The sequence below is a fragment of the Kitasatospora sp. NPDC052896 genome (assembly GCF_044547075.1).
Classification (GTDB): Bacteria; Actinomycetota; Actinomycetes; order Streptomycetales; family Streptomycetaceae; genus Kitasatospora.
This window is the reverse complement of sequence record NZ_JBITZU010000001.1, coordinates 349,164-367,674: the sequence shown is the minus strand read 5'-3', so window position 1 is coordinate 367,674 and position 18,511 is coordinate 349,164. Positions and strand designations below refer to the sequence as shown.

General features: G+C 71.4%; 20 protein-coding genes. 10 read left to right on the top strand and 10 right to left on the bottom strand.

Going from position 1 to position 18,511, the window contains the following annotated elements; translation table 11 throughout:
- Window positions 1–327 precede the first annotated feature (327 nt).
- Complete coding sequence (locus ACIGXM_RS01730; protein WP_396555723.1) at window positions 328–1,251, bottom strand: HAD family hydrolase; 924 nt, start codon at window positions 1,249–1,251, stop codon at window positions 328–330.
- 82 nt (window positions 1,252–1,333) lie between these two features.
- Between ACIGXM_RS01730 and ACIGXM_RS01725 the strand changes: the two genes are divergently transcribed.
- The 6 genes from ACIGXM_RS01725 (at window position 1,334) to hemB (ending at window position 7,728) form a co-directional block, all read left to right on the top strand.
- Window positions 1,334–1,612, top strand: coding sequence for a glutaredoxin family protein (locus ACIGXM_RS01725; RefSeq protein ID WP_396555721.1), 279 nt, complete (start codon window positions 1,334–1,336; stop codon window positions 1,610–1,612).
- A gap of 243 nt (window positions 1,613–1,855) precedes the next feature.
- The gene (locus ACIGXM_RS01720; protein WP_396555719.1) at window positions 1,856–2,677 is read left to right on the top strand and encodes a redox-sensing transcriptional repressor Rex; all 822 of its coding nucleotides are present in this window, start codon (window positions 1,856–1,858) and stop codon (window positions 2,675–2,677) included.
- Window positions 2,674–4,029, top strand: coding sequence for a glutamyl-tRNA reductase (locus ACIGXM_RS01715; protein ID WP_396555717.1), 1,356 nt, complete (start codon window positions 2,674–2,676; stop codon window positions 4,027–4,029). Before ACIGXM_RS01720 ends, ACIGXM_RS01715 begins: the two co-directional genes overlap by 4 nt.
- Window positions 4,030–4,070: 41 nt before the next feature.
- Window positions 4,071–5,081 carry a hydroxymethylbilane synthase gene (gene hemC / locus ACIGXM_RS01710; protein ID WP_396555715.1) on the top strand — a complete coding sequence of 337 codons (1,011 nt, stop codon included), beginning with the start codon at window positions 4,071–4,073 and terminating at the stop codon, window positions 5,079–5,081.
- Window positions 5,078–6,721, top strand: a complete 1,644-nt coding sequence (locus ACIGXM_RS01705) for a uroporphyrinogen-III synthase (protein WP_396555713.1) — start codon at window positions 5,078–5,080, stop codon at window positions 6,719–6,721. The genes hemC and ACIGXM_RS01705 overlap by 4 nt, the downstream gene beginning before the upstream one ends.
- 29 nt (window positions 6,722–6,750) lie before the next feature.
- Window positions 6,751–7,728 (top strand): porphobilinogen synthase, encoded by a 978-nt coding sequence (hemB, locus tag ACIGXM_RS01700; protein WP_396555711.1) that lies wholly within the window; start codon window positions 6,751–6,753, stop codon window positions 7,726–7,728.
- Between the two features lie 69 nt (window positions 7,729–7,797).
- Here hemB and ACIGXM_RS01695 read toward each other — a convergent pair whose 3' ends face one another.
- The 4 genes from ACIGXM_RS01695 to ACIGXM_RS01680 form a co-directional block, all read right to left on the bottom strand.
- The gene (locus tag ACIGXM_RS01695) at window positions 7,798–8,142 is read right to left on the bottom strand and encodes a rodlet layer protein (protein ID WP_396555709.1); all 345 of its coding nucleotides are present in this window, start codon (window positions 8,140–8,142) and stop codon (window positions 7,798–7,800) included.
- A gap of 182 nt (window positions 8,143–8,324) precedes the next feature.
- Window positions 8,325–8,594, bottom strand: a complete 270-nt coding sequence (locus ACIGXM_RS01690) for a hypothetical protein (RefSeq protein ID WP_396555707.1) — start codon at window positions 8,592–8,594, stop codon at window positions 8,325–8,327.
- Window positions 8,595–8,797: 203 nt separating this feature from the next.
- Window positions 8,798–9,142: a rodlet layer protein gene (locus tag ACIGXM_RS01685; RefSeq protein ID WP_396555705.1), complete on the bottom strand. Its 345-nt coding sequence runs from the start codon at window positions 9,140–9,142 to the stop codon at window positions 8,798–8,800.
- A 68-nt stretch (window positions 9,143–9,210) separates the two neighbouring features.
- Window positions 9,211–9,555, bottom strand: a complete 345-nt coding sequence (locus ACIGXM_RS01680; RefSeq protein WP_396555703.1) for a rodlet layer protein — start codon at window positions 9,553–9,555, stop codon at window positions 9,211–9,213.
- A 412-nt stretch (window positions 9,556–9,967) separates the two neighbouring features.
- On the opposite strand from ACIGXM_RS01680, the gene ACIGXM_RS01675 reads away from it, so the two are divergent.
- Window positions 9,968–10,678: a hypothetical protein gene (locus tag ACIGXM_RS01675; RefSeq protein ID WP_396555701.1), complete on the top strand. Its 711-nt coding sequence runs from the start codon at window positions 9,968–9,970 to the stop codon at window positions 10,676–10,678.
- Window positions 10,679–10,745: 67 nt separating this feature from the next.
- Here the strand turns inward: ACIGXM_RS01675 and ACIGXM_RS01670 are convergent, their stop codons facing one another.
- The 3 genes from ACIGXM_RS01670 to ACIGXM_RS01660 all read right to left on the bottom strand — a co-directional run bounded on the left by ACIGXM_RS01670 (window position 10,746) and on the right by ACIGXM_RS01660 (window position 11,796).
- Entirely contained in the window at window positions 10,746–11,084 is a 339-nt protein-coding gene (locus tag ACIGXM_RS01670; protein ID WP_396555699.1) for a hypothetical protein, read from the bottom strand.
- A 96-nt stretch (window positions 11,085–11,180) separates the two neighbouring features.
- A complete protein-coding gene (locus ACIGXM_RS01665) occupies window positions 11,181–11,444 on the bottom strand; it encodes a chaplin (protein WP_396555697.1) in 264 nt (87 codons plus the stop codon).
- 94 nt (window positions 11,445–11,538) lie between these two features.
- A complete protein-coding gene (locus tag ACIGXM_RS01660; RefSeq protein ID WP_396555695.1) occupies window positions 11,539–11,796 on the bottom strand; it encodes a chaplin in 258 nt (85 codons plus the stop codon).
- A gap of 493 nt (window positions 11,797–12,289) precedes the next feature.
- Between ACIGXM_RS01660 and ACIGXM_RS01655 the strand changes: the two genes are divergently transcribed.
- Together ACIGXM_RS01655 and ACIGXM_RS01650 are read left to right on the top strand one after the other, a co-directional pair.
- Complete coding sequence (locus ACIGXM_RS01655) at window positions 12,290–12,544, top strand: chaplin (RefSeq protein WP_396555693.1); 255 nt, start codon at window positions 12,290–12,292, stop codon at window positions 12,542–12,544.
- Window positions 12,545–12,733: 189 nt separating this feature from the next.
- On the top strand, window positions 12,734–14,392 hold the full coding sequence (locus ACIGXM_RS01650) for an RICIN domain-containing protein (protein WP_396555691.1): 1,659 nt from the start codon (window positions 12,734–12,736) through the stop codon (window positions 14,390–14,392).
- Between the two features lie 61 nt (window positions 14,393–14,453).
- Here ACIGXM_RS01650 and ACIGXM_RS01645 read toward each other — a convergent pair whose 3' ends face one another.
- The gene (locus ACIGXM_RS01645) at window positions 14,454–14,879 is read right to left on the bottom strand and encodes a hypothetical protein (protein WP_396555689.1); all 426 of its coding nucleotides are present in this window, start codon (window positions 14,877–14,879) and stop codon (window positions 14,454–14,456) included.
- Between the two features lie 389 nt (window positions 14,880–15,268).
- A complete protein-coding gene (locus tag ACIGXM_RS01640) occupies window positions 15,269–16,099 on the bottom strand; it encodes a hypothetical protein (protein ID WP_396555687.1) in 831 nt (276 codons plus the stop codon).
- A gap of 346 nt (window positions 16,100–16,445) precedes the next feature.
- Between ACIGXM_RS01640 and ACIGXM_RS01635 the strand changes: the two genes are divergently transcribed.
- Window positions 16,446–18,506 carry a GNAT family N-acetyltransferase gene (locus tag ACIGXM_RS01635; RefSeq protein ID WP_396555685.1) on the top strand — a complete coding sequence of 687 codons (2,061 nt, stop codon included), beginning with the start codon at window positions 16,446–16,448 and terminating at the stop codon, window positions 18,504–18,506.
- Window positions 18,507–18,511 lie beyond the last annotated feature (5 nt).

Sequence of the window (18,511 nt, the reverse complement as noted above, 5' to 3'; positions counted from 1 at the left end):
CCGCCGGGGGGACACGTGGGGTGGGCGTGCATCCAGGAGAGGATAACGCTTTGTGCAATGACAGCTACACCCTGTGGCCGAAGTGGTCGATAGGGATCCACTTTGCGTGGTATATGAGCTGAAAGTGACCGAACAAAGCTCCGAGCTGGGCACTCTGGCGGGTCATTCAGCAGCGCAGTGTGACCATTTTCGAGGTCGTCCCGCCGGTTTCCCCGGTTGTGACCGTGCCAATCCCAGACTTTCCGGAGCGTCCGAACGATCAGAACCGGTCAGTGGTCAAGCGGTGCTGATGTCCCGTCAGCGCTCCCCGGTGTTCCCCGGTGGCGGTCAGTTCCGCCGGCGGCGCAGGGCGATCCCGGCCAGCGCGGCTCCCGCGGCGGCGCCCAGCAGCACCGCGGCCGGGATGCCGACCCGGGCCGCCTTGCGGCCGGTTCGGAAGTCCTGCACCCGCCAGCCCTGCGCCCGGGCGTACTTGCGCAGCGCGCCGTCGGGGTTGATCACGAAGGGGTGCCCGACCAGTGAGAGCATCGGGATGTCGTTGGCCGAGTCGCTGTACGCGGCGCAGTGCCCGAGGTCCAACTGCTCGCGCCGGGCCAGCGCGCGGACCGCCGCCGCCTTCGCCGGGCCGTGCAGCATCTCGCCGACCAACCGCCCGGTGTAGACGCCGTCCTCCGCCTCGGCGACGGTGCCCAGCGCGCCGGTCATGCCGAGTCGCCGGGCGATGATCCGGGCCACCTCCTGCGGCGCGGCGGTGACCAACCAGACCCGCTGGCCGGCGTCCAGGTGCATCTGCACCAACGCCCGGGTGCCGGGCCAGACCTTGGCCGTGACGATCTCCTCGAAGATCTCCTCGCAGATCGCCTCCAGGTCCGCGGTCCGCTTGCCGGCCACCAGGGAGAGCGCGGTGTGCTGGGCGTCCGCGATGTGCGCCGGGTCCTCGGTGCCGGCCAGCCGGAACCAGGCCTGCTGCCAGGCGAACCGGGCGACGTCCCGCCGGCTGAAGAACTTCCTTCGGTAGAGCCCGACTCCGAGGTAGAAGACGGCGGCGCCCTGCAGGATCGTGTTGTCGCAGTCGAAGAAGGCGGCGGCCTGCGGGTGGTCCGGCAGCTCCGCCTCCTCCTCGGGTTCCTGCGGCAGCGGGGCGTGCGCGCGCAGCGCCCGCTCGGCGGCGTCGGCCGAGGCCTCGCCGGCCAGCGCGGTCCGCTCGGAGGGGGAACGCCTTGCCTGGGTGAGCCTTCGCAGCGCGGCCATGGACACGAGCATAGTCAGCCGGATTGACGGCGTGCGCGGCGGCCGGAACGGCGGCTTCCGCACGCGGGCGCACAATGGGTCGGTGAGCCCACTGCTGCGTCGTGACAAGAGCCCCCAGCCCGCCGACCGGACGGTGACCCTGGTCGCCAAGCCCGGCTGTCATCTCTGCGACGAGGCCCGGGAGGTGATCCTGCGGGTGACCGGCGAGCTCGGGGCGCGGTTCGAGGAGCGCGACATCACCCAGGACCCGGAGCTGTACCGGACGTACTGGGAGCAGATCCCGGTCACCCTGATCGACGGCCGGCAGCACGACTTCTGGCGGGTCGACGAGACCCGACTGCGGACCGCGCTCACCCGCTGACCCGCGGTCGGGCCGGCCGGCCGGGTCGCGCACCGCGTCGTACTGGAGTCCGAGCGTGATGGCACTGAAGTCCGAGCGTGATGCGCGTCACTGTGGCGGGACAAAACGGACACCATCTTTGTGCACACGTTCACAAAGACTTAGCCTGGCAGCCAAAGCCCAAGCTTCACCCACAGGAGCGCCGTGGCAATCGGTCGATCCACCCCCAAGTCCTCGCCCCCCAGCCCCGCCGACGGAGGCACCATGCGCCGCACACCTGTGGGACGTCAGACGCGTGCCCGCGGCATCCCCGAGGCCACCGTGGCCCGGCTGCCGCTGTACCTGCGTGCGCTGACCGCGCTCTCCGAGCGGTCCGTCCCGACCGTCTCCTCCGAGGAGCTGGCCGCGGCCGCCGGGGTGAACTCGGCCAAGCTCCGGAAGGACTTCTCCTACCTGGGGTCCTACGGCACCCGCGGGGTCGGCTACGACGTCGAGTACCTCGTCTACCAGATCTCGCGCGAGCTGGGCCTCACCCAGGACTGGCCCGTGGTTATCGTCGGTATCGGGAACCTGGGCCACGCGCTGGCCAACTACGGGGGCTTCGCCTCCCGCGGCTTCCGGGTGGCGGCCCTGCTGGACGCCGACCCGGCCGTGGTCGGCAGCACCGCGGCCGGTCTGCCAGTGCGGCACATGGACGAACTGGAGGACATCGTGGAGAGCCAGCAGGTCTCCATCGGCGTCATCACCACCCCGCCGGGCGCGGCGCAGCAGGTCTGCGACCGGCTGGTCGAGGCGGGCGTGACCAGCATCCTGAACTTCGCGCCGACCGTGCTGACCGTTCCGGACGGCGTCGACGTGCGCAAGGTGGACCTGTCGATAGAGCTCCAGATCCTGGCCTTCCACGAGCAGCGCAAGGCCGGCGAGGAACCCGAGGCCGAGCCCGGCCGCGAGGAGTCGATGCTGGAGCGCGCCCCCGGCCCGGTCCGCGCGGCGGCGGCCAAGCTGCGCCGTGCCGCCGGCGGGGTCAAGGACGCCAAGGCCGAGGCCAAGGGCGACGCCGAGCGGTCGGCGGTGATGCCGGCATGAGCCTGCTCGTCGTCGGTCTGAGCCACCGCACCGCCCCGGTGGGCGTCCTGGAGCGCGCCGCGCTGACCGGGGAGACCCCGAACCGGCTGTTGCACGACGCGGCGGCCACCGCCACCGTCTCCGAGGCGGCCCTGCTCAACACCTGCAACCGGATCGAGCTCTACGCGGACGTGGACAAGTTCCACGCCGGCGTCGCCGAACTCTCGTTGCTGCTCGCCCACCACAGCGGAGTGGACCTGGAGGAGCTGACCGAGCACCTCTACGTGCACTACGAGGACCGGGCCGTCCACCACATCTTCTCGGTGGCCTGCGGCCTGGACTCGATGGTGGTCGGTGAGGGCCAGATCCTCGGCCAGCTGCGCGACGCGCTGGCCCGGGCCCAGGACGAGCACACCGCCGGCCGGGGCCTGAACGAGCTGTTCCAGCAGGCGCTGCGGGTCGGCAAGCGGGCCCACAGCGAGACCGGCATCGACAAGGCCGGCCAGTCCCTGGTCACCTTCGGCCTGGAGCAGGTCGCCGCCGGGGCCGGCGAGATCGCCGGCAAGCGGGCCCTGGTGGTCGGCGCGGGCTCGATGAGCTCGCTGGCCGCCGCCACGCTCTCCCGGGCCGGGGTCGGCGACCTGCTGATCGCCAACCGCACGCCCGAGCGCGCGGAGCGGCTGGCCGCCACGCTGGGCGCCCGGACCGTCGAGTTCGGCAAGGTCCCGCAGGCGCTGGCCGACGTCGACCTGGTGGTCTCCTGCACCGGCTCGGCCGGCGTGGTGATCGGTGCGGCCGAGGTCGCCGCGGCGGTCGCCGCCCGCACCGGCGCCGGCCCGCTGGCCTTCCTCGACCTGGCGATGCCGCGCGACGTGGACCACGCGGTCCGCGCGCTGCCCGGCGCGCTGCTGGTCGACCTGGAGTCGCTCTCCGAGGTCGAGTCCGAGACCGCCGCCGCGCCCGGCGCCGGCGACGTGGACGCGGTGACCCGGATCGTCGCCGACGAGGTGGCCGCCTTCGGCGCCGCCCAGCGCGCCGCCCGGATCGCGCCCACCGTGGTCGCCCTGCGCGCGATGGCCTCCGAGGTGGTCGGCGCCGAGCTGGCCCGCCTCGACTCCCGGCTGCCCGGCCTGGACGAGCGCTCCCGCGCCGAGATGGCGCAGACCGTCCGCCGGGTGGTCGACAAACTGCTGCACGCCCCCACCGTGCGGGTCAAGCAGCTGGCCGCCGAGCCGGGCGGCGCCTCCTACGCGGAGGCGCTGCGCGAGCTGTTCGACCTCGACCCGGCCGCCGTGCACGCGGTGTCCGGCACCCCGGTCGGGCCGCAGGCCGCGTCCGCCGAGGGTAGTCTCGCGGGCGGAGCGGCCCGATGAACCCACGTCCAGCCCACCAGCACCACCGGGATGATCACGTTATGAATGGTCAACTGAGCACCCAACAGGGCCAGTTGGAGGTCGAGGCGATACCGCTGCGGCTGGGCACCCGGCGCAGCGCGCTGGCGATGGCCCAGTCGGGCATGATCGCCCGCGAGGTCACCCGGGTCACCGGCCGCCCCGTCGAGCTGGTGGAGATCACCACCTACGGCGACACCTCCCGCGAGCACCTCGCGCAGATCGGCGGGACCGGCGTGTTCGTCTCCGCGCTGCGCGAGGCGCTGCTCGAGGACCGGATCGACTTCGCCGTGCACTCGCTCAAGGACCTGCCCACCGCGGCCCCCACGGGGCTGCTGCTGGCCGCGGTGCCCGAGCGCGAGGACGTCCGGGACGCCCTGGTCGCCCGTGACGGGCTGACCCTGGAGCAGCTGGTCGAGAAGTGCGCCGGCCACCGGGCCCGGATCGGCACCGGCTCGCCGCGCCGGATGGCCCAGCTGAACGCCTGGGCCGCGGCCCGCGGCGTCGAGATCGAGACCGTCCCGATCCGCGGCAACGTCGACACCCGGATCGGCTTCGTGCACTCCGGCGAGCTGGACGCCGTGGTGCTGGCCGCGGCCGGCCTCAACCGGCTCGGCCGGGCCGCCGACCGCACCGAGGCGCTCGACCCCGCGCTGATGCTGCCGGCCCCCGGCCAGGGTGCGCTGGCCATCGAGTGCCGGGCCGACCGCCCGGAGCTGGCCGCCGCCCTCGGCGCCCTCGACCACGCGCCCACCCGCGCCGCCGTCGTCGCGGAGCGCGCCCTGCTGGCCGCGCTGGAGGCGGGCTGCTCCGCCCCGGTCGCCGCGCTGGCGACGCTGAGCAGCGAGAACGAACTGCGGCTGGAGGGCGTCGTCGGAACCGTCGACGGCGCCACCCTGCTGACGATGTCCACCACCGGTCCGCTCGTCCTCGACGGGACGGCCGAGCAGCAGGCGCGGGCCCTCGGGCACGCACTCGCCGCCCGGCTGCTCGCCGAGGGGGCGGCCGGTCTGATGGGGGAGCGAGCCCGATGAGCCCCACCGCCACCGCCGACCGGTCCGGACGCTGCACCTTCCTCGGGGCCGGCCCCGGCGACCCGGGCCTGCTGACCCTGCGCGCGGTCGAGGTGCTGGCCTCGGCGGACCTGCTGATCGCCGACCCGCTCACCGCCGCCGCGGTGCGCACCCACTGCCCCGAGGGCGTGCAGCTGCAGGCCCCGGGGGCGGTGGACGGCGAGAGCGCCGCCTTCGACGCCGCCTCGCTGGCCAAGCTGGTCACCGACGCCGTGGAGGCCGGCAAGCACGTGGTCCGCACCGTCGACGGCGACCCCGGTCTCGACGGCCGGGCCGCCGAGGAGATGCTGCTCTGCGCCAAGGCTGGGCTGCCCTTCGAGGTGATCCCGGGCGTCGCCCAGTCGGTCGGCGTGCCGGCCTACGCCGGCGTCCCGCTGCGCGGCAGCAACGGTGCCGACGTCCGTTTCGTGGACGCCGCCACCCTGCTGGCCGGCGGTCTGGTCGACCTCGGCGCCCCGGAGACCACCCTGGTCGTCCGCACCACCCTGGGCCAGCTGCCGGCCACCGCGAACGCGCTGGTCAGCCACGGCCGCAAGCCGGACGCCGCGCTCTGCGCCACGCTCTCCGGCACCACCACCCGGCAGCGCACCTTCACCGCCACCCTGGCCACCATCGCGGCCGAGCTGAAGGCGGCCCGGGTGCTGCCCTCGCCGGTCTCCGCCCCGGTCGACCCGGCCACCTCGGTGATAGCCGTGGTCGGCGAGCAGGTGGCGCACCGCTCCTCGCACTCGTGGTTCGAGACCAAGCCGCTGTTCGGCTGGAACGTGCTGGTGCCGCGGACCAAGGAGCAGGCCACCGGCCTCTCCGAGCAGTTGCGCTCGTACGGCGCGGTGCCGCAGGAGGTGCCGACCATCGCGGTCGAGCCGCCGCGCACCCCGCAGCAGATGGAGCGGGCGATCAAGGGCCTGGTCACCGGCCGCTACGAGTGGATCGCCTTCACCTCGGTGAACGCGGTGCGCGCGGTCCGGGAGAAGTTCGAGGAGTACGGCCTGGACGCCCGGGCCTTCGCCGGGATCAAGGTCGCGGCGGTCGGCGAGACCACCGCGCAGGCCCTGGTCGACTTCGGCGTCAAGCCCGACCTGGTGCCGTCCGGCGAGCAGTCCGCGGCCGGCCTGCTGGAGGACTGGCCGCCGTACGACCCGGTCTTCGACCCGATCGACCGGGTGCTGCTGCCGCGCGCCGACATCGCCACCGAGACCCTGGTGGCCGGCCTGGTCGAGCTGGGCTGGGAGGTGGACGACGTGACGGCCTACCGGACCGTGCGCGCCTCGCCGCCGCCGGCCGAGACCCGGGAGGCGATCAAGGGCGGCGGCTTCGACGCGGTGCTCTTCACCTCGTCCTCGACGGTGCGCAACCTGGTCGGCATCGCCGGCAAGCCGCACAACGTCACCATCATCGCCTGCATCGGTCCGGCCACCGCCAAGACCGCCGAGGAGCACGGCCTGCGGGTCGACGTGATGGCGCCCATGCCGTCCGCCTCCGCGCTGGCCCAGGCGCTGGCCGACTTCGGTGCGGGCCGCCGGGACACCGCCCTCGCGGCGGGCGAACCGGTCTACCGGCCCAGCGAGCGCCGCCCCGGCTCCCGTCGCAAGGCCCGTTGACACAGCACTGAACCCGATAGGAGTCAGTCTTGACCGCGTTCCCCGCCATCCGGCCCCGCCGACTCCGCTCCACCCCCGCCATGCGGCGGCTGGTGGCGGAGACCCGGCTGCATCCTGCCGAGCTGATCCTGCCGGCCTTCGTCCGGGAGGGGATCGCCGAGCCGGTGCCGGTGACCTCGATGCCGGGCGTGGTCCAGCACACCCGGGACACCCTGCGGAAGGCCGCGGTCGAGGCGGCCGAGGCCGGGCTCGGCGGGATCATGCTCTTCGGGGTGCCCGAGGTGCAGGACGCCGTCGGCAGCGAGGGCACCAACCCGGACGGCATCCTGCAGCGGGCGATCCGGGACGTGGTCTCCGAGGTCGGTGACGCCCTGGTGGTGATGTCGGACCTCTGCCTGGACGAGTACACCGACCACGGCCACTGCGGGGTGCTGGCGGCGGACGGCAGCGTGGACAACGACGCGACGCTGGCCCGGTACGCCGAGATGGCCGTGGTCCAGGCCGACGCGGGCGTCCACCTGGTCGGGCCGTCCGGGATGATGGACGGTCAGATCGGTGTGGTCCGGCGGGCGCTGGACGAGGCCGGGCACCAGGACACCGGCATCCTCGCCTACAGCGCCAAGTACGCCTCGGCGTTCTACGGGCCGTTCCGCGAGGCGGTCGGCTCCTCGCTCAAGGGCGACCGGAAGACCTACCAGCAGGACCCGGCCAACGCCCGGGAGGCGCTGCGCGAGCTCGCGCTGGACCTCGAGGAGGGCGCCGACCTGGTGATGGTCAAGCCGGCCATGGCCTACCTCGACATCCTGCGGCAGGTCGCCGACGCCTCCCCGGTGCCGGTGGCGGCCTACCAGGTCTCCGGCGAGTACGCGATGGTCGAGGCCGCCGCGGCCAACGGCTGGATCGACCGGGACCGGATGATCATGGAGACGCTGACCTCGCTCCGGCGCGCCGGCGCCGAGCAGATCCTCACCTACTGGGCGGTCGAGGCGGCCCGTCAGCTGCGCTGAGCGGACGCGTGGGTCGGGCCGGGGAGGCGTCCTCCCCGGCCCGAGCCGTACCGGCGGCCGGACTCCCGGTCAGCCGATCAGGTGCGAGATGCCGCCGTCGCCACTGGACTGGGTGGCCTGCCCCTGGTTGCAGATCTGCTTCGGCGTGTTGTTGAGGGCCGAGACCTCGACCGGCACCGCGACCCCGATCAGCGCGCCGACCCCGATGTTGTGGATCTCGGGCAGGCAGATGTTCGGGTTGTCGAGCACGTGGAAGTTCGGGCTGTTGTTGCCCACGGTGCCGGTGTTGTTGGTACCGCCGTTGCCCTGGACCGACGCGGCGGAGCCGTCCGAGTCGCCGATCGCCACCGCGGGGGCTGCGGCCAGGGTGAGCACGGCGGCAACCATACCGGCGGTGAGGGTCTTCTTGATCATTTCTGCTTCCTCCGAAGGCTGGTCGGTGGTGCGGATGGTTCAGATGGTGCGGTCTGTCCGTCGGGTGGGGAGGACGGACACGCCGCCGTCACCCGGGCTCGCCGTGCCCTGCCCCTGAGTGCAGTACTGCTGACATGCCGGAGGGGGCACCGGCCAGGCCGGTGCCCCCTCCTCACGGTGCGTCAGTGGCCCCAGCCGTCGACGGAGACCATGCCCCCGCCCCCGCCGCCGGCCGCCGTGCTGGTGGCCCAGCCACCGCGTGCGCCGGCCAGGTGGATGTGGCTGGTGTCCGCGAAGCCCAGGTGGCCGCCGGCCAGGAAGACCGGATGGGCGGAGGCCACGCCGCCGCCGAGGCCGCCCGCGTCGACGTGGGCGTAGGCGGGGGCGGCGATGCCGACCGCGATCAGGGCGCCGGCCGCGATCGCCGCGGCCCGGCCGAGGGTCCTCTGCATGGGATTGGTCCTTTCGTCTGACAGGTTCGTCTGACAGCTTCGTCTGGCGGGTTCGTCTCACTGGGCGTCCGGTCGGGTGCCGCCGTCCGCCGAGTGCTCCGAAGCGCGCGTCGGGGCCGGGGAGGAGTTCTCCCCGGCCCCGACACGTACTGCTCCGTTGGGTCAGGTCGTGCTCTGGAGGGTCAGGTACCGCGGGGGCCTGATCAGCCGATCAGGTGCGAGACGCCCGAGTCGCCGCTGCTCTGGGTGTTCTGGCCCACGTTGCAGATCTGCTTCGGCTGGTTGTTCAGGACCGGGACCTCGACCGGCACCGCGACGCCGACCACCGCGACCGCGACGTTGTGGACCTCGGGCAGGCAGACGTTCGGGTTGTCGAGGGTGTGGAAGTTCGGGCTGTGGTTGCCCGTGGTCCCGGTCGCGTTGGTGCCACCGTTGCCCTGGACGGACGCGCCCGAGCCGTCCGAGTCGCCGATCGCCAGCGCGGGGGCGGCGGTCATGGCGAGGGCGACGGCGGCCATACCGGCGGCGGCGAGGGACTTCTTGATCATTTCAATTCCTCTGTGAGTTGGTTCGGATGGTGCTGGTGGTTCGGGTGGTTCAGACAGCGGTCGGCAGATCAGCCGACGAGGTGGGACACGCCGCCGTCACCGGTGCTCTGCGTGCCCTGACCCTGGGTGCAGTACTGCTTGCCGCCGCTGTTGGCGATCGGGACCTCGACCGGAACCGCGACGCCGAGAACGCCGACCGCGACGTTGTGGACCTCGGGCAGGCAGACGTTCGGGTTGTCCAGGAAGTGGAAGTTCGGGCTGTGGTTGCCCCAGGTGCCGGTCACGTTGGTGCCACCGTTGCCCTGCATCGAGGCGCCGGAGCCGTCCGAGTCCCCGATGGCCACGGCCGGGGCAGCGGAAGAGGCGACTGCGGCGGCGACCAGGCCGACCGCGGCGAGCGTCTTCTTGATCATGAGAAATTTCCCTCTCTGAAATGCTTTTCTGCGGGCTGGCATGGTGGGCAGTCGTCTCGGATGAGACGTTCAACGAATGGCCCGGTCCTCCGTCACTGCTCTCTCCGGCGGATTCAGGAATGCGATCACGCGCTGCGGATCCACGGGTCCCAGGCTGGTCAGGCATCCGATCCGGCCGTCGTCGTGCGGCGACATCGATATCAAAGAATGGCGACCCGGAAAGTTACGCGGCAGGTTCGGAAAAACTCCTCGCCGACTTTTCGCGGTCAGTCGTCCGATCCGATTACTACGCCGTTCCGGTTAACCATTGCCCACTCCCCGGAGCCCGGATCGTTGAGGCAGATCGGCCTCGGCTGTATTCGTCAGCGGGGGCGGCTGTCCGGAAGCTCTCAAAAGATCGGGTAGGAACACGATGAAGTTCACCAAGCGGACCGGTGCGGTGTTGCTGGCGGTCGGCGCCTCGGCGGTCGCCGGCCAGGGGGCGGCGCTCGCCGCCACGTCGCCCACCCCGACACAGGTCAAGGCCGTCGAGGACCAGCTCGCCACCAAGTCGGTCCCGTTCCAGCTGCCGGTGGCGACGGTGACCGAGAAGGCCCTGATGATGCCGCTGGGCGGCGACCTCAACGGTTCGCTGCCGGCCTCGCCGGTGCAGCCGCCGGTGCCGGCCGCGCAGGACCACCACCAGGTGATGCCGGACCAGGTGGTCCGTCCGCTGCGCTTCAGCCAGGTCGGCCCCGGCCTGGACGGCGCGCTGCCGCTGCCGGCCGCCGCGGACGGCGTGCGGCCGGGCGGCCTGGCGCTGGCCGCGCCGCGCTCCCCGCTCAACGCGGTCGGTCCGGCGGTCGGCGTGGGGCGCCCGCTGGAGTTCGTCGACGGTGCGGACGGCCGGCTGAAGGACGGTTCGCTCTCGGCCGGCGACCTGGACCCGCGGCTGATTCCCGGGGCGGTTTCGGTGGTGCCGGGGGCCAAGGCCACGCTGGGCGGTCCGGACCGGCACCTGACGCTGGTCGACCAGAGCCGGTCCCTGCTGGCCACGGTCGACGGGGTCGCCGAGGAGGCGCCGCTGGACGCCGCCACCTCCGCGATGCCCCTGGACAGCGCCACGTCGGCGCTGCGGGGCTGACGTCGCGGCACACGCGAGGCCCGGTGCGTCCGTCCGCACCGGGCCTTCGTCGTGCGCGGTCCGCCGCTCAGCCGGGCAGCGCGGAGAGCGGCAGGCCGACGACCGGGACGTCCTTGGGGCCGCCGCCGTTGCTCAGACCGTTGGTCAGGCTGGTGGTGCTGAGCGGCCGCATCCCGGGGTTGTCCGGCTTGACCGCCACGGCGTTGGTCAGCGGGTCGGCCGAGGACTGGGCGAACGGGTCCAGCCGGAGGTCCTTCGCCGGGGCCACGGCGTAGCCGAGCGCGCCGAGGGCCGGCCCGACCCGGGTGGGCTGCAACTGGGCGGCCGCGGCGGCCGGTCCGGCCGGGGCCAGCAGCAGGGCCGTCCCCAGCGCGGCCAGCAGGCCGCCGGTGGTGCTCTTGTTCAAGGCGCGTCCTCTCCAGAGGGATGTGGGGTCTTTCGCGGGGACGGCAGCGCCCCCGGACGCGGAGTCCGGGGGCGCTGCTCACAAGACGTCCGCTGCTCAGCAGTCGGGGTCGACGTGCTGGTCGATGTTGGCGCAGCCGTTGCCGAACGCCGGGTTCAGGGCACCGATCACGTTCACGCTGTTGCCGCAGAGGTTGACCGGGACGTGCACCGGAACCTGGACGCCGTTGCCGGAGAGCACGCCGGGGGAGTTGGCGACGACACCCTGGGCACCCGCGCTGGCGGCAGCCGCACCGGCGGCACCGAGAACGAGGCCGACCGCGGCGGTGGACAGGACGGCGATCTTCTTCGCCTTCTGCATGGCGATCTCCTTACTGGATCAAAACGAGAGAGGGGTGCCGCGCGCTCGGGCGGGCCGGGCGCGCGGTGGGCCGCCCGGGTCGGCGGCCGGGGGATCAGGCGTGCTGGTGCTCGTCGGCGTTGACGCAGGTGTTGCCGAAGGCCGGGTTCAGCAGGCCGACCACGTCGACGGTGTTGCCGCAGAGGTTGACCGGGACGTGCACCGGAACCTGGAGCAGGTTGCCGGAGAGCACGCCGGGGGAACCGGCGGCGACGCCCTGGGCACCCGCACTGGCGGCGGCCACACCGGCACCACCGAGCAGCAGACCCGCGGCGGCGGCGGACAGGACGAGCGTCTTCGAGATCTTGCGCATTGGGGTTAACCCTTCAATTGGTTTTCCGAGACGGTTTGGCCCGGGTACCGGGCGAAACCGGAATGCTGGCCGAGAGGTTGCGGCCGACCGTCGAACATCACTCACGCGGAGGATGCCCGGGGCGGTCCGACCGGGAAATCGCGGGCCCGGATCAGGCGGAAAGAACCCCCGGGGACGGGCCGACGACCGGCGCGGCAGCGGCGGCGGTGCCGGCTGCGCCGAGGGCGGGACCGCGGGCGGACTTGCACATGAACGGGGGTCTCTTTTCCGGATTCCGGGTCGGAGGTGGAAACGGCTTCGATGGGAGAACGACCGCCGGCCCGGGCGGAAACGGGTGGCCGCCCCGATCACCCGATCGCCTGGCGCCGAATCGCGGGGTGGACGGGCGTCGACTGACTGCAAACGGGTGATGATCGAAGGCTCCGCGCAACCTGGTTCCGAGTGAGTCGTTGGTGATTGCGCACGCATCGTGCTCAGCAACAAGGAGACTCAGATGAGCATCAAGAAGGCCGCCGCCGTCGGCGCCGCCGTGGTCGGCATCGTGGCCGCGGGTGCCGGGACCGCCATGGCCAGCGCCGGTGCCGAGGGTGTCGCCGCCGGCTCCCCCGGTGTGATCTCCGGCAACCAGATCCAGGTGCCGGTCCACGTCCCGGTCAACCTCTGCGGCAACAGCATCGACGTGGTCGGGCTGCTGAACCCGTCCTTCGGCAACACCTGCGTCAACGCCGACGAGCACCAGCACGCCTGAGCCTCCCGCCGCCGCCCGCCGCCTCCCCTCCTGGGGCGCGCGGGCGGCGGCTTTTTGCTGCCCGGGACGGCCCGAGCAATGTGAGGGTCGCTCAACTTTCCTTGTCATGAGCCTTGTTGCACTACTTGTCAGTACCTACGATGTGAACCCGCTCACAGCACCACTCCGCCACCCCACGAGGAGTCATGCGTGATCAGGAAAATGTCGTCGGGTCCCCCCACCGCCCTGCTCGCCGTGGCCGCCCTGGTCGCCGCCCTCGGCCTGGGCGCCGGAGCCCCCCGGGCCAGCGCCGCCACGCCGGTGGCCGCCGCCGCCAGCGCCCGGGCCGCCCTGCCGGGCGCCATCGTCTCGCTGGGCGACAGCGCCATCTCCGGTGAGGGCGCCGGAACCGACACCGACGACGGCTACTTCCCCGGCACGGACGGGCCGAAGGACTTCTGTCACCGGCACCCGCAGTCGGAGATCTTCGACACCGGCCTGAGCAACGTCACCCCGATCGACCTGGCCTGTTCCGGCGCGCAGACCGGCGACCTGGTCAGCGATCCCACGCTGGCGAAGATCACCGGCGGTGGCAGCGGCGACTTCGGCGAGCCCAAGCAGGACGTCCAACTCGCCCAGACCGCCGCCAAGTACGACGTCAAGATGGTCGTCATCACGATCGGCGCCAACGACGACTTCGACTTCAGCGGGATCATGGAGAGCTGCCTCGGCCAGTACTTCCCGATCCCGAAGTCACAGGGCTGCCGGGACACCATCGGCAGCGCCACCATCACCCAGCGGGCCGCCGCGGTGATCCCCAAGGTCATCGCGGCGATCACCGACATCCGGCAGACCATGCGCCAGGCCGGCTACGCGGACGGTGACTACCAGCTGGTCTTCCAGTCCTACTTCACCCCGATCACCCCCGACATCCGCAGCAACGACTACCTCACCAAGGTCGCCCAGGGCTGCCCGGCGTTCCCCGAGGACCTGGCCTGGGGGCACAACTGGGTGGTGCCGACCTTCGACGACGCGCTGCGCCAGGCGGCCGAGGCCGTCCCCGGGGTGCGCTTCCTGGACCAGCGCCGGGTCTCCTACGGCCACGAGGTGTGCGCGGAGTGGACCACCTCGCCGTACGAGTACACCAACGGTGACGTCATCGACCTCTCGGAGAACACCCGCAACGGCTGCGACTACTCGATCGGGATCCTCTCGCTCTGCGAGGACGAGATCCGGCAGTCCTACCACCTGCGGGTGGCGGGGTACAAGGGCGAGGGGGCCTGCCTGGGCAGCTTCTTCGACGAGCCCGCCCAGCAGGAGGCCTACTGCACGCTCAACCAGTCCGACGGGACGTCGATCATGCCGCTGACGGCCGGTCAGCCCTTCGGTGACGGGCCGCAGGACGGCGCCTGGTTCCAGCTGACCAACGCCGCCAACGGCAGGGTGCTCGACCTCTCGGGCGGCGGGACCTACGGCGACAGCACCAACGGCCGACTCGCCATCACGTATCCGGCCGACGGCGGCCTCAACCAGTCGTTCGTCATGGAGGCCAAGCCCGGCGGCGGATACCTGCTGGCCTTCAGCGGCAACCGCGGCATGTGCCTGGATGCCACCGGCGCCGCCACCACCACCGGCACCCGGCTGGAGCAGTGGGCCTGCAACGGCGGCGGGAACCAGCAGTGGATCGTCGAGCCGGCCGGCGGCGGGGAGTACAAGCTCGCCGACTCCCAGGCGCCCGGCCAGGTGGCCACCCTCAGCGGTGACGTCGACGGCCAGGGCAACCCGGTCGTCGAACTCGCCCCGGACACCGGCGCGGCCGGCCAGCTCTGGCAGCTGACCAAGCTCGGGATCGTCTACCTGCCCAGCTGACCCGGCCCGGAGACCCCCGGCGCGCCGGTCCACCCGCCGCGCGCGCCGGGACTCCCGCCCGCTACCGCCGGACCTCGTAGGAGCCCCGCCCGAACCGGGTGCCGCAGCGCTCCCCGGGGGCGTCCGCGTGTTCGGTGACGTGCACCAGGACCGGCTCCGAGCCGTTGTTGTCGTACAGCCGGGCGGCACCCGGGCCCCACATCTCACCCCACCCGACCCGGGTGCGCCGGTCGTCCCCGCCGGTGTAGACGGTGAAGACGGTCGGCCCGTCGGTCTCCTCGCCGACCCAGAGGTGGGCCCCGGGCGGGACCACCAGCGGCGGACCGCACTCCAACTCGCCCGAGTAGGGCACCTCGCAGGCCCAAGGCCGGTGCCCCAGCACCGGGCCGGCGTGCGCGGGGGCGGCCGCACCGAGGCTCGTGACGGCGGCGAGGGCGGTGGCGCCGAGGGTGTGCAGGGTCTTTCGGGGGCGCGGTGTCTTTCGCATACGACCGATGTTCCGGTCGCCCCTCCCCGAGCCCGCCGCTTTTCGCCGTTACTCCACCCGTTCGGACCAGGCGACCGGCCGCGCGACCGGTGATGTCACGTCAGCCGCCGCGCAGTGCGCCGGCCACCGGCCATGGCTGACCGATCGTCAGGGTGCGGCCGGTCAGGGCCAGACCAGGCAGTACAGCTGGTGCCCCGCGTCGTGCAGCCGGTTGGCGAAGTCCTGCCACTCGTGCAGCGAGTGGTCGGGGCGGGGCTGTGACCTGGGGTTTTGTCGCCAAAGCGCCGCTGACCTGCGAAGACGACCTTCACTGGTCGGCACTGGTTGGCGGCGTTTTTGGGCTCCATGTGCCCCGGATGTGCCCTGCGGGGATTGGACGCGGGGCACGGTCAGCTCCTCTGGGACGGAGCTTGGGCGGGCCTGAGGTAGCCGATGCCGGAGTCTGTGATCCACTCGGCAGTCACGGTGTCCAGCTCCCAGGGAACCTTCAGCAGAGTGGCGCGCAAGGCGCGGCGGTCTCGTAGTCCGGCCGGCTCGGGCAGCAGTCGCTCGCGGTACTCCCCGGCGGGGCCCCAATAGGGATCTGCGGAGTCGTCGAGCACTGCCACGAACTGATCGACTCGCGCCGGCCAAGAGGGATGGGCCCACCAGCCCTGGCACGCCAGCGCGCCGTGGGCGGCCGCGTGGAGGAGCGCGTGGCGGAGGCCCCTGGTCTCTGCCTGCCAGGCGAAGCCGCCGAGGCTGCGCTCCGCGTTCCCCTCGTACTCTTTGAGATCTTCCCTGGTCCGGGCGAGAGCGCCGAGCGTCATGCCCGTGGGGAGTTTGCGTCTGGGGTTCGTCAACCAATGGAAGAGTCGGTAGGCGAGGTCATCGGTGTCCTCCACGGTGAGCTGCGCCAACTCCTCGTGTGTCCCTGTGGTGATGCCGAAGTCCTTGGCCCATTGGCGTAGGCGCTGTCGCACGCCGTGGGTCGTGTGACTGTTGATACGCATCATGTCCCCGTCTGACAGCCGCCCCTCCGCGTGCCAGTTCTCGACGCAGCTGTTACGCCAAGATCCGTTCGTGAGACCGATCGCGACTACGTCGAGCAGCACCGTCAGATCGGCAGGATCTATGCCCTCCCTCGACAGCATCTCCTCGAAGACCTCTTCGGTCATCAGGGCCTGTACCTCGTCGATCCTTTGCTGAATCTCTGGAGAGAGGCTGACCTCCTTGCTCATCTTGGGTTTCCTCTCGCGGACTACAACGGTTGGCTTGGGCTGAGCCTAGGGCGGCTCGGGAGCGAGGAAGGGCGAAAGCGTCGCTGTGAGCCGTTCGCGGCTGACGGTCCCAGGTGTGCTGCCCAAGCCGAGGCTGCGATCAATCGAACTGGCGATCAGGGCATGCGTTCTGCCGTCGGAAGTCGAACTGGTGGCCCGTTTGCCATGACCTGCCGGGTGCCTGCCCGTTGGCGGACTAATGAGCAGTTGTCAGGGATCGCTGAAGCATCTCGGGTTTAGGTGCCGCCCGTTCTAGACAGGGCTTGAGGAGCGGGGCTGCGGAGAGCAGCCCGATGGAGGGGGTTTGATGGTGCTCAAGATCGTACCTGTGACGGGGGCGCAGGAGGAACTGCTCGCTGCGGCGATCGCGTTGGGTGATCGCTATACCAAGACGCTGGGTCTGATGACGCCGCCGGCCTACGAGAAGATGGCAGACGACGGCGGGCTCCTCGTCGCTGTCGATGGTGACGTCGTCGTCGGCTACGCGCTATTCGGGCTCCCGAAGCGAACCCCGCACGTGCGGTTGGCCCATCTCTGCGTTGCCCAGGAGCACCGAGGCAAGGGCACCGCACGCCGATTGGTGGAGGCGATCCGGGTCAGACACGGGCAGCGGTTCGGGATCAAGGCCAAGTGTCGCCGCGACTACAGGCTCGCCGGGATGTGGGAGAGCCTCGGGTTCAATCCGCGGGGCGAGGTCAAGGGGCGCAGCCGTCGCGGCGACATTCTGGATGCCTGGTGGCTGGACTTCCGGCACCCGAGCCTCTTTGCCGAGGTGGACAGCGATGCCCTGCTGACCGTTGTGGTGGACCACGGCGTCTTCGCGGATTTGCACGGAAAGGCGTTGTCACCCGACGCCGTCGAGTCGCAAGCACTTGCGGCCGACTGGATGGCTGACCTGGTCGAGGTGGCGATCACACCTCGGATCAATCACGAGGTCCGCGCGATCGAGGACACGGTTGAGCGTCAGCAGCAGCGTTCGGCTCTTACCGGGCTGCGGGAAATCTCCCCCGATCCTGAGGCCGCCGCCACCTACGGTCGCGATCTGCTGGATGCTGCGGTCGCGGCCTTTCCCGACCTCACCGAACGGTCCGGACTGGAGGCCCGATTGCGCTACGTCGCCGAGACGTCGGCCGCCGGACTGCAGGTGCTGGCTACCCGCGATCCGCTGCTCGCGCAGCTCGCTGATGTGGCTTGGGCAGTCGCCGGGGTCCACGTGGTGGCACCGTCGGTGGTGACCCTGCACGTGGACGAGCTGCGACAGGCCCAGGTCTACCGGCCGGCAGGCCTGATGGGCACCGAGTTCCGGATCAACGAGGTCGCGCTGGGCGCTGAGGCAGAGCTGGTGGCCTTCTTCGAACAGGTGGGGGGCGACGGCGGCTCAGCTTTCGCCGAGCGCCTGAGGGCCCTGGTGGAGGACTCGCTCAGTTGGCGCCGCGAATTGATCCGCGATGGCAGCGGGCATCCGGTCGCGCTGTACGCCTGGGCGGTCGACGGACGTACGCTGGCCGTCCCGGTTCTGCGCACCGCCACCCATCCGCTGGAGGCGACGCTGGTGCGACAGTTGCTCTTCACCTTGAAGCAGAGAGCCCGCGAATCCGGTGCCCACGTTGTACGAATCACCGACCCCTTCATGTCAGCCACCGTGCGGGCAGCGGCCCGTGACGACGGCTTCTTCGAGTACGGCGCTGGCCAGGCAGCGCTGCTGGTGGACGTCTGTGGCACCTCGGCAACGGTCACCAATGCAGCCGCCTCGGCAGCACGGGAGCTGGGCAAAACTGCGGATGTCCTCCCCGCTGGGCTGCCGGCCGAAGTTGCTAGCGTGGCTGAACGGTCCTGGTGGCCGGCGAAGATCATGGATTCGCAGCTGCCGTCCTTTATCGTGCCGATCGCCCCGCGCTGGTCCACTGAACTCTTCAACGTGCCCACGATGCTGTTGCCGCGGCGCAACGAGCTTGGTATCAGCAGGGAGCATGTCTACTACCGCTCGCCAGGGCACCGCGGGGAGAGCGTTCCGGCCCGCCTGCTCTGGTACGTCAGCCAGGGCTTGTCGAACCAGGCAGGGCAGTTGGTGATTGGCTGCTCACGGCTGGAGGAGGTGGTTGTTGACACAGCCGAGGCCCTGCGGGCGCGATTCGAACACTTGGGCGTATATGGTCAGGATGAGATCCACGCAATCGCCGACAGATCGTCAGGCAAGGCTATGGCCTTGCGATTCTCGGACACTGAGCTCTTCCCCAAACCGGTGGCGTACCGGCGCTTGACCTCGCTGGCGGAGGGCCTGGGGCTACCGTTGTCCGTGATGTCGCTGACGAGGATCGACAACAGGCTGTTCCAAGCGGTCTACGAGGAAGGGCACCGAAGGACGTGAACGAG